We start from the raw sequence: 9,836 nt of genomic DNA, 5'->3' as shown, positions 1-9,836 counted from the left end.
CCCCTTGTTGAAATTTCTCGTCTTTGCGCAATAACGCCTTCAGTTCTTCAGAACTATAGTTTTCTATCTTTAGTGCTACTCTACTCATAACACAAAGATAATAAAAAATAATTTGTAATTACATATTAGACTTTATATAAGAAAAATAAGTAAGAATTTAACCACAAATAGAATAATGAAATAATTGTTTTCCAAATAAATTCAACGAACGGGCTATTTTATAAATGAATAAGATAAATGAATTATTAAAAAGTGCTGTTGATTGAAATAAAAGTTCATGGAAGTCTATCAATTTACTTATTGATATATTGAAATCTTTTAATCAAATACGAATACAATTATTTATAATTATATCTTTAAATCGTAAAAATACGGAAGGTTGATTCCAACTTTGCGTAATAGTGGGGTAAAGCCTTACAAGCAATTGTATGTCTTTTTAAGATAATATTAAAAGTTAACTCCTTAATTTTCTTATAATTGTGTATTGAATTATTGACTTCCAGCTGTAGCTTTAATCAAGAAGGGGAGCTATTTTTGATAAAGCCTTTACAGAAATGTAGAGGATTTTTTGTTTTTAAGAATATATTAAAGGATTTAAGATATTTTTCTTGGACCTTTTTTTATGCGCAAGGTTTTGGTTGAAATTCCTGTTTTATTAAGATGATTCAAATTTAAATATTTTGAAAACATTCTCAAAGAAAATGACTAATCAGTCCTCTTTTTACTGCCGATTTACAGGGTAATAGGTGCATTGGCATATAGTTTGTAACTTTTAATAGTGCTATATAATGCACATTTCGATATGCTTATTAGTTAAAAGTAGATAAACACACTAATTAGTGCATTAAATTGCTCTTTTCGTTGAGTTATTAAAAAATTATTATATATTTGTGTGAAAAAGAGCCGTATAATGCATTTTAACGAAATTATTCATACCATCAAAGAGCGTAGAGAAATGATGCAGGTAACTCAAGAAACTTTAGCGGAGCTTTCTGGGGTTGGACTACGAACTTTAAAACAGCTAGAAAGTGGTAAAGGAAACCCAACATTACAAACTTTACACAAATTGACAGATGTATTAGGGATGGAAGTATGTTTACAAGTGAAGAAAATACAATAAAGTAAATGAGATCAGCAGCAATTCTATATAAAGAGGAGGAAGCAGGTGTTATAACACAGCATGATGATGGAAGCTTTACATTTCGTTATAATGATAACTGGGTTGCGGATATTGGGAAGCAAAGCATTGGTTTAACCTTGCCAAAAACACAACAAGAATACAAATCACAATATCTTTTTCCGTTTTTTTACAATATGTTGCCAGAAGGATCTAACAAGCAGATGGCATGTAAGTTCATGCGTATTGATACAGATGATTATTTTGGGTTACTTATGATTACTGCTAAAACAGACAGCATAGGAGCCATTCGGGTAATTAAAACAGAACAAGAATTATGAGTTTTCCAGAGATTAAATACTGTCCAGGCACCTTAGCTGAAGGATATAAAACATACAGCAGAACTTGTTTAAATAGAGTGTTTAATGGAAAAAAGGTAAACCATATATTACCTTATGAATCACCATCAACCCATCAAGAAACCAGTGACTTATTTGACCAAAACAGAAAGCAAATCTCTATATCAGGTGTTCAAGAGAAGTTTTCTGTAATTCTTGAAAAAAACAAGCTTCGGCTAATTAATGAAGGCGAACGGGGAATTTACATTTTAAAACCAATTCCAAGTGCTGGTGGTAAAGTCAATCAAATGCCAGCTAACGAACACTTGACAATGCAAATAGCACGTCAAGTATTTAGTATTGAAACCGCAGAAAATGCTTTGATTTTTTTTAAGAATGGAGATCCAGCCTACATTACAAAACGATTTGATGTAAAGGATGATGGAAGCAAATGGGCCCAGGAAGATTTTGCATCTTTAGCAGGAAGAACACCACAAACACATGGAGAGCATTATAAATATTCAGGTAATTATTTAGAGCTTTTTGAGCTTATGAAAACATACCTACCTGCTTATAAAATAGAAGCCCCCAAGCTACTCAAAGTGTTGCTATTTAACTACCTATTTTCAAATGGCGATGCCCATTTCAAGAATTTTTCTCTTGTAGAAACCCCTTTTGGAGATTTCCGCTTGAGTCCGGCATATGACTTACTTAATAGCCGTATACATATTGATGATAGTGACTTTGCTTTAGAAGATGGTTTGTTACCAAGGAACTTAGCGCAAGGTAAAATTAGTCAGCAATTTACAATCCTAGCTGGCCTAGCAGGTTTGAGTGATAAACAGTTTACAGACCTTTTCAACACAATAACAATAAGGTCAAAAAAGGTGGAAGAACTTATTGCAGCATCCTTCCTTAATGATAGAACCAAAGGTAATTATTGGCAATCTTACCTTACGCGATTGAAAAAAATGAATAAGCAATAATTTCGTATTCTGCCCCTAACTCTTTTCACAAGGGAAGCCTTGTATTTTGCGGACAAGGCAGTTGTTACATTTCATAGTAAATTTTTCGAAATAAAATTGTAAGTCTTCAACAAAAAGTGGACTGATTTAGATAATTTCTTATGGTGGTTTTTAAGAATGATAATAGGATTTCTTTAAATTAAACATATTCAATCGTTTCATTTGTCTTCCTGTAATTTTACGAAAAGTTTAAGACAAATTAAAAGAACAAATATTAAAACGAAATTGATAAGTATGATTTTCAAGAAACTAAAAAAATTAACCCATTGATTTTATTATAATTGCATATTGAATTATTGAATTCCAGCTGCAACTTTAATCAAGAAGGGGAGCTACTTTTGATAAAGCCTTTACAGAAATGTAGAGGTTTTTTTGTTTTATTATTTTCCAAAACATTACAGATATTGAAAAATAGCAAAGACATCAGGGGTAACTAGGGAGGTTGCATAATCAATAGGCTAAATTTTTCAAATAGTTAAAAAAAAGGGTTGTTTAAAAGAAAAAAGCTCGGGAAATTATCCCAAGCTTTTCAAATCTTACACAGCTATTTAGAAGAGATACATAATCAACTACTAGTATTAACCCGTTGGGTGCAATTATTAAAAACGTCTGTTCGAGTGTTTTTTGTGCAGTAAAACGAAATAAAAAATGTATCGAGAACCGTTTTTAACTATCATTTTTCTGTTCTCGATACAATTTTCTATCGAAAATCACTCGAAGTGACGAAAAATCATCGTTAAAAATTAATTGCACCCAACGCGTTAGTATTAATTATTTCCTAATAACAGTAGTGATTCCATAAAATTACGCATATCAAAAGTAACTTCAAGCACACTTTTTCCTCCAGATAATTGTCGAATTTCACGGTCAGCAGTCATTGGGTCTTTTTTCCCACTTCCCATATCATTAAGTACACCGTTTACTTTATCCCAGTAATTTTTGTGCTTTTGCCATGCTTCAAATGAAGGTGTTCCGGCCTGTGGCCTTTTCTGGTTAAACAGCGGCTCCATTTTCGTGCGATAGTCTTTGGAAGTTCCCCGGGCAATTTCTACATACTTTTCTACCCGTTGAAATTCAGGAGTACCTCTCAAATGTTCGGCTTTGTAATAGGTTACATCAGCTGTTTGACCTGCCCACTGTTTGTTTGCTTGCAGAATTCCGTTTTTTTGCAAAACATTCAGGTCGGCATACGCATCAGGGATCTTTCCATGGGTAATATTTTCCCAAGATTTCTCTGCATTTTGACCTGTTTCAGCTTCATATGCTCTATCCCATGCATCCTGAGCTTCTTTATGCCAGGCTTCCACTGGAACAGGCTTTCCGTTTTTCATTGGCGGAACAGGTTTTCCGTCAGCACCAATTTTAGGATTCCGGCCAGCATCGTAATCCATGTTTACGGTTTTGCTTCCAAGTAAGGCTTCTGGCTGAACAGTTTCTCCTCGGGCTTTCATCTCTTGGGCACGTTGTAAATCGGCTGGGTCTGGTTTATTGCGAATTGCTTGAAGTTCTTCTGGACTCCAACCATTTTTCTGCATTTCTGCCTGATACCTTTTTTCAACCTTTTGATGAATCCTATCCATAGAGTTGCTGTATCTCTTTATCATATCAAGATTTTTTGGTTGCTTTTGCATGGTTTTCATCATCATTTTGGCTTGTGGCGAACTATGTATTTTTGCAGATCGGTCGTCTAATTCAATCAGTATTTTTTTTATTTCGCTCGGTGGGGCACCCGCTTTTCTGGCCGTTTCCAATTTCTCAAAGGTGTTTTTATAGGAATTCACTTTAATTCTTCCATCGGCAATTTGTTCACGGTTGATTGCTATTTCCTGAGCGGTTAGAGGGCGGTTAAAATCTGGCTCACCAACACGTGGTACTTTTCGCGGGATAGCCGATGGGTTACCAGCAGACTGCCCAGTTTTAGATGGTCCATCAATGTGTGGCAAATCTCCATTTGGGCGGTTAAAACTTCCTGAAATTTTACCTACTCCAAACGCCATAGCTTTTTCGGTAATCAACCCTTTTGCAGCTTCCCAACCTGCGCCCATAAAACCATCCACAAAATCACCACCTTTGTTAACGGCATCTTCGAATCCTCGGAAACCATCAACAGCAACTCCAGTTATTGTGTTATATGAACCGGCAACACGTAAAAAAGCTTCTTTCGGACCACCGTCAATATAACCAGTAATTCCCTGATAAGCATTATTAACGTATTGACCCCCAAACATAGACAAGCCCATCATAGAATAGTCGGCTGTGGTTTTTACAATTTCGGCCGTTTGCAGGCAGGCATCTGCCCATGCCGCCTCAGCTAAAGCGTCTTTGTTATTTGCCAACGCCACATCAATTTTTCCTTGATAATATTTTTTACCTACCGAATTGGCTTCTTCGATGATAGCTTTAGCAGCTTTTTCATCCAGATTTGCCATAATTTTCCCGTTGTATTTAGTGTTGATGATTTCCCTAACTTTTCGGGCTTCTTCATCCGGTAAACGATCAGCCTGTTCGTAGGCTTTACGAACTCCACGACTTATATTTTCCATCTTTTGCTGATTCTCGGATATATTCTGAATAAAATTACTTTTGGCATAATCGTCCCAAGGTGAGCGATTAAATACAATTACACCGGTTTGAATGGTTGCAATTCGATCATTTTCAGCCTGAATATTGGCTTGTGCACCCAATATACGCATCTCATAATCTTTACGGCGTTGTGGGTCTTTTTCATTTGCCAAATCTTGTTGGTCGCGGGCCATGTTTTTCTGAATGATGGCCAAATTGGTGTTGTGAAATTCAATAGCTTCGGCATCTATTTTCCTGCGGTCTTCAGGCTTTTTATCATCAAAAATATGCAAATGGTTTTCTCCTGAATTTGAGTTATCTGTTATTGTTTCGGTTTGGGTTTTTGTGGCTGAAATGTTTGGTTTTGATTGGGTTTGGGTTATTTTACCAACACCATCTGACATCATTTCGTTTGAAAATTCTATCACGAGTTCATCAGGTACACTAATAGTATGTTTAAATTGTTGCCATTTCCCATTTTCTGTCCATTTTAGTGCAGTATTATAAAATGCATTGGCAAGCGAATTTATTTCTATTTTTTTTTCTAATTCCAATTGCCACCAGGGATGTGAATTATCATTATTTGAAGATCGATTCATTTTATCGTTTTTGATTTGTTGATTAAAGTTCTCGTTTGATGTTTCTTGAAAATGAGGAATATTTGGGTATTCAAACTGCATAAGAACACTATGATTTTTGCCGTCAGATAATGAGTTTCCAGTGATTGCGAAAGGCTTTACAAATTTATTGCTCTCAAGATTAACAATAATTTCTCCAATATGAAGATGTTCTATAACATTGGCAGAATAATTACCATTAAATCTTTTACAATTGCTACATATTTTTAATGAGTAATACGTTTCCTTGCCATTTTCTAAAACAACTTTGTAGATATATGAAAATATAGGATCGTATAAAATTATATTTCCTCCTCCTCCTTGAAGGTGCTCATAACCTGCCCAACAACCCGCTCGCTCAAATTCATTTTTTATGTTCTTATTCGTTAAACTTTTCAGATAATCTTTCTCCTGTTTATACTTTCTTTGTTGTTCAGCCATCATTTGAGCCCCATCGGGCGGGTTGCCTAATGCAATTAAATCCTTAGTGATTTGCTGAAGCCTTTTCTGCCTAGAAATCAGCAGGATTTGGTATTTCTTAGCCAAATCGAAATAGGCCAAACTGCTCTGTGGATCGTCGTATTCGGCTGCATAACCGGCATTTTGAACCGCCTGTTCCATTAAAATACTGGTTTGTGTAATTGAGGTACGGTAGGTTAAAAATTCGCCCAAAAGCGGATTGAATTTGTTGAGGTAGTCAACCGCTTCTTTAAATGGTGTTTGCCGCAAAGGTGCCCACGATTTTTCAAATTGTTTGTTGTCAACATCGGTCATTGGCCCATAAACTAGCCTCATCCCTTCCATAGCAGCCGAAACTGCGCCGTCCCATTCTGTTTTAGAAAGCGTTGTGATATCTAAAAAAGGGAGAGGTTTTGATGGAGGAATATCTGTCATAGCCTCTAAATTGATGGTTTGTGTAACAGTTGTAGGTTTTTTGGTCTGCGACTCAGTTTCTACCTTACTGTTGTTTTGCTTGTTGTTTGTATCAGTTTTTTTAGAGACCTGAGCATTATTGCTGTTCTCACTTTTATTTTTGTTTTCAGGTTTTGTGGTTTCAACACGTGGTTGAGTTGGATTTTGAATGGTGTTAGCTATTTTATTAAGAACTGATAAAGCATTAGCTGTTTTAGTTGGTTGCGATGGATTTTGATTGTCGTCAATTTTAGCTTGTGAATCAAATCTAAAACTTCCACCAAACGAACCGAAGCTCTGTGTTGAAATGCCGTTTTTTGTGCTGCCTGTAAAGGATGATTGACCTGCGAGAATTGTGACTTTTAGAACTCCAACTTCTCCTTCTTTTAACAACCCTGCATGAACTGCTGCTTTTCCTATTGTTGAATCATCGGTATAAATTCCGTTTGAACCTCCCCACACAGAACCTTGATTTGTTCCGGTTACTTTTATTGAATAGGTTGTCCCTTGGTTTTTGCGATATGTTGCTAAATTTACAGGACTATTCAGTACCTCCGACGAATTTGTTTCTTCTGCTCTAACAACAACGTTTTCAAATCTAAAACTTCCGCCAAACGAACCGAAGCTATGTGTTGAAATGCCATTTTTTGCGCTACCTGTATAGGATGGTTGACCTGCGAGAATTGTGACTTTTAGAACTCCAACTTCTCCAACCTTTAACAACCCTGCATGAACTGCTGCTTTTCCTATTGTTGAATCATCGGTATAAATTCCGTTTGAACCTCCCCAAACAGAACCCTGATTTGTTCCTGTTACATTTACTGAATAGGTTAAACCTTTATTGGTTCGATAAGGCACTAAATTAACGAGATCGTTTAGAATTTGAGCGTAAATACCATTACTTAAAAATAATAGTAAGAAGAAAACGCAGATAACCTTTCCTTTTTTCATAATAGTAACTTTTAAAATTAATCCTACTCTCCTTAAAGGATTTTCAGAAGACTCCTTTTATTAAACTAAGTGAATATTTTTGAATAAATTTTATACCCAAAGTTCTGATAATTCAATTTATGGACTTTATTCGATTTAACTCTTAAAAATAATTAATAAATTTAGAATAAAAAAGGAAATAAAATATTTAATACCAGATATTTAGTGAAAATTTACTTTGAGTTAAATTATTCAATAATAGATTGGAATTTTACTCATTTAATATTAATTTTAAGCATATCAAATGCTAAAGCATGAATCATAAAGTTTCACTTTTAGTTTTATTATTTTTGTTGATTCTCTCATGTGATAAACAATCCAAAAAAGACGTTTTCAAAATCAAACATGAAAAGGATGGTATCTTTAAAAATTCTTCTGAACCTGATTATTATGTTAATCATAGTGCAATTCCATTAGATTCTTTAAGGTTAAAATCGCCTGAGATTATACCAATACTAGATTCCATAATTACTACTATTGAACAACATGATTGGAATACTTTTATAAAGTTTTGTGATGTTAAAAATTATAAAGAACAGATTTCTTATGGAGTAAATAAAGAACAATATGTTTTTGAAATTCTTAATTTAAGGGCTCCAGATAAGATCGAATACCTGAAAGAAATTCAAATAATTATGGCATCAATTATTGAAATGAAAATTTTAACCTTTAGTTATGATAAAGATTTTAAATATTCTTTTTATCAATTCAATGGAATTATATCTACCAAAGAATTTGGGCAATTTGAATTTTGGTTTAAACTAAGAGTTAATGGGAAAAGTGCCAAGATAATAGGTGGTGTTGGATAATTAAATATCCTGAAAGGCAATTATTGAATAACAATTTATTAGTATAACGCGTTGGGTGCAATTATTAAAAACGTCTGTTCGAGTTTTTTTTGTGCAGTAAAACGAAACAAAAAATGTATCGAGAACCGTTTTTAACTATCATTTTTCTGTTCTCGATACAATTTTCTATCGAAAATCGAAGTGACGAAAAATCATCGTTAAAAATTAATTGCACCCAAACGGGTTAGTATAGTCTAAATAAAATTAGAAATTATGAACCAAAATTTAAAAACGTATTCAACTAAGATAAATCATCCAGCTTTTAATAAATATATTAAAGATACTTATAAATGGTCAGCCTTATTTTCAACCATATTGGCTGTTATTGTTATTATTAGTTTTTATATATATGGAGAAACTAGTTATGAAATGGATAATCCAGAAGCCTTATATATTGGTTTAACAATTGGAGGGATGTTTATTTTAATTGCTTTTTTTCAAATAATGGGCAGAAAAAAAAGCACTACTTGGGACGGAAGCATTATTGAAAAGAATATTAAAAATAAACGTAAAAAATCTCAAAATGATAATTCTTGGAGACACTATGAAGAATTTACTGTTACCATACTCCGTGACCATGGAAACATTTATCATCTAATTGCTGAAGATGATGATACTATATATAATTATTATCAAATAGGTGATAGAGTGAGGCATCATAAAGGTTTAAATTCTTATGAAAAGAGAAATAAATCAAATGATACAATTATCTTCTGCAATGCTTGTGCAACGCTCAACGACATCAATGATGATTTTTGTTTTCGATGTAAATGTCCGCTACTTAAATAACGAAAATTTAAAAAAGAGTATGTTCACATTTTTCTTGAAACCAATACCAAGCCAATTCCAACAACTAAAGAAATAATAAGATTAATTGTTGTTTTACTACCCTCAAAATCACTGTTAATATAGGGGCAACAACTTAAATACTTTACGTGCATAAATGAATTTCCGTCGTTTTTTAAGTAAACAGAGTCACTAATATTTTGACCTGTTCCAGAATATTTCACGCTATCAATATAAAATTCATAGCCATATAAATAAGTATATTGGTTTCGGAACATTTCATTTCGTTCACCGTATTCTCTTCTATAACTAGTAACTTTGGCTTCAATATCGGTTCCAAAAAACGTTAACGTCAACAAAAAAATACCATAAACGGTAAAAATAATACCGATGCTTAAAATGAGCCATTTTCCCCAAGGCAAATTTTTAAATTTCGACATTTTAAATGAGTGTTATGATGAGTTTCAAATTTATCAAAAATTCGCGCTTTATTGTGTATTTAAGTAATGGTTAAAATTTAATGTCGTATTTAATGTCAAAATTATTCAGCACTAAATTTAATTGTTCTTTGAGGTTTTTAAAGCATTTATAAGCATCGAAATCTAGCCATTGATATTTTATTCTTCGCCACAGTATTTCTA

At 33.5% G+C, this 9,836-nt stretch carries 7 protein-coding genes; 5 read left to right on the top strand and 2 right to left on the bottom strand.

What is annotated here, in order from left to right:
• Positions 1–910 precede the first annotated feature (910 nt).
• The 3 genes from Q8S45_RS10485 to Q8S45_RS10475 are packed head-to-tail and all read left to right on the top strand — an operon-like array spanning position 911 to position 2,441.
• Positions 911–1,120 carry a helix-turn-helix domain-containing protein gene (locus Q8S45_RS10485; protein ID WP_305604466.1) on the top strand — a complete coding sequence of 70 codons (210 nt, stop codon included), beginning with the start codon at positions 911–913 and terminating at the stop codon, positions 1,118–1,120.
• Positions 1,121–1,125: 5 nt separating this feature from the next.
• A complete protein-coding gene (locus tag Q8S45_RS10480; protein WP_305604464.1) occupies positions 1,126–1,458 on the top strand; it encodes a HipA N-terminal domain-containing protein in 333 nt (110 codons plus the stop codon).
• Positions 1,455–2,441 (top strand): type II toxin-antitoxin system HipA family toxin, encoded by a 987-nt coding sequence (locus Q8S45_RS10475; RefSeq protein WP_305604463.1) that lies wholly within the window; start codon positions 1,455–1,457, stop codon positions 2,439–2,441. The genes Q8S45_RS10480 and Q8S45_RS10475 overlap by 4 nt, the downstream gene beginning before the upstream one ends.
• Before the next feature lie 806 nt (positions 2,442–3,247).
• On the opposite strand, the gene Q8S45_RS10470 is transcribed toward Q8S45_RS10475, so the two are convergent.
• The gene (locus tag Q8S45_RS10470; RefSeq protein ID WP_305604461.1) at positions 3,248–7,522 is read right to left on the bottom strand and encodes an LCCL domain-containing protein; all 4,275 of its coding nucleotides are present in this window, start codon (positions 7,520–7,522) and stop codon (positions 3,248–3,250) included.
• Between the two features lie 293 nt (positions 7,523–7,815).
• On the opposite strand from Q8S45_RS10470, the gene Q8S45_RS10465 reads away from it, so the two are divergent.
• A complete protein-coding gene (locus Q8S45_RS10465) occupies positions 7,816–8,370 on the top strand; it encodes a hypothetical protein (RefSeq protein WP_305604460.1) in 555 nt (184 codons plus the stop codon).
• Between the two features lie 252 nt (positions 8,371–8,622).
• Positions 8,623–9,198 carry a hypothetical protein gene (locus tag Q8S45_RS10460; RefSeq protein ID WP_305604458.1) on the top strand — a complete coding sequence of 192 codons (576 nt, stop codon included), beginning with the start codon at positions 8,623–8,625 and terminating at the stop codon, positions 9,196–9,198.
• A gap of 23 nt (positions 9,199–9,221) precedes the next feature.
• Here the strand turns inward: Q8S45_RS10460 and Q8S45_RS10455 are convergent, their stop codons facing one another.
• A complete protein-coding gene (locus Q8S45_RS10455; protein WP_305604456.1) occupies positions 9,222–9,635 on the bottom strand; it encodes a hypothetical protein in 414 nt (137 codons plus the stop codon).
• Between the last annotated feature and the right edge of the window lie 201 nt (positions 9,636–9,836).

The sequence above is a fragment of the Lutibacter sp. genome, from assembly GCF_030692605.1.
Lineage (GTDB): Bacteria > Bacteroidota > Bacteroidia > Flavobacteriales > Flavobacteriaceae > Lutibacter.
The sequence above is the reverse complement of the archived record's forward strand: the minus strand, read 5'-3'. Positions and strand labels throughout refer to the sequence as shown.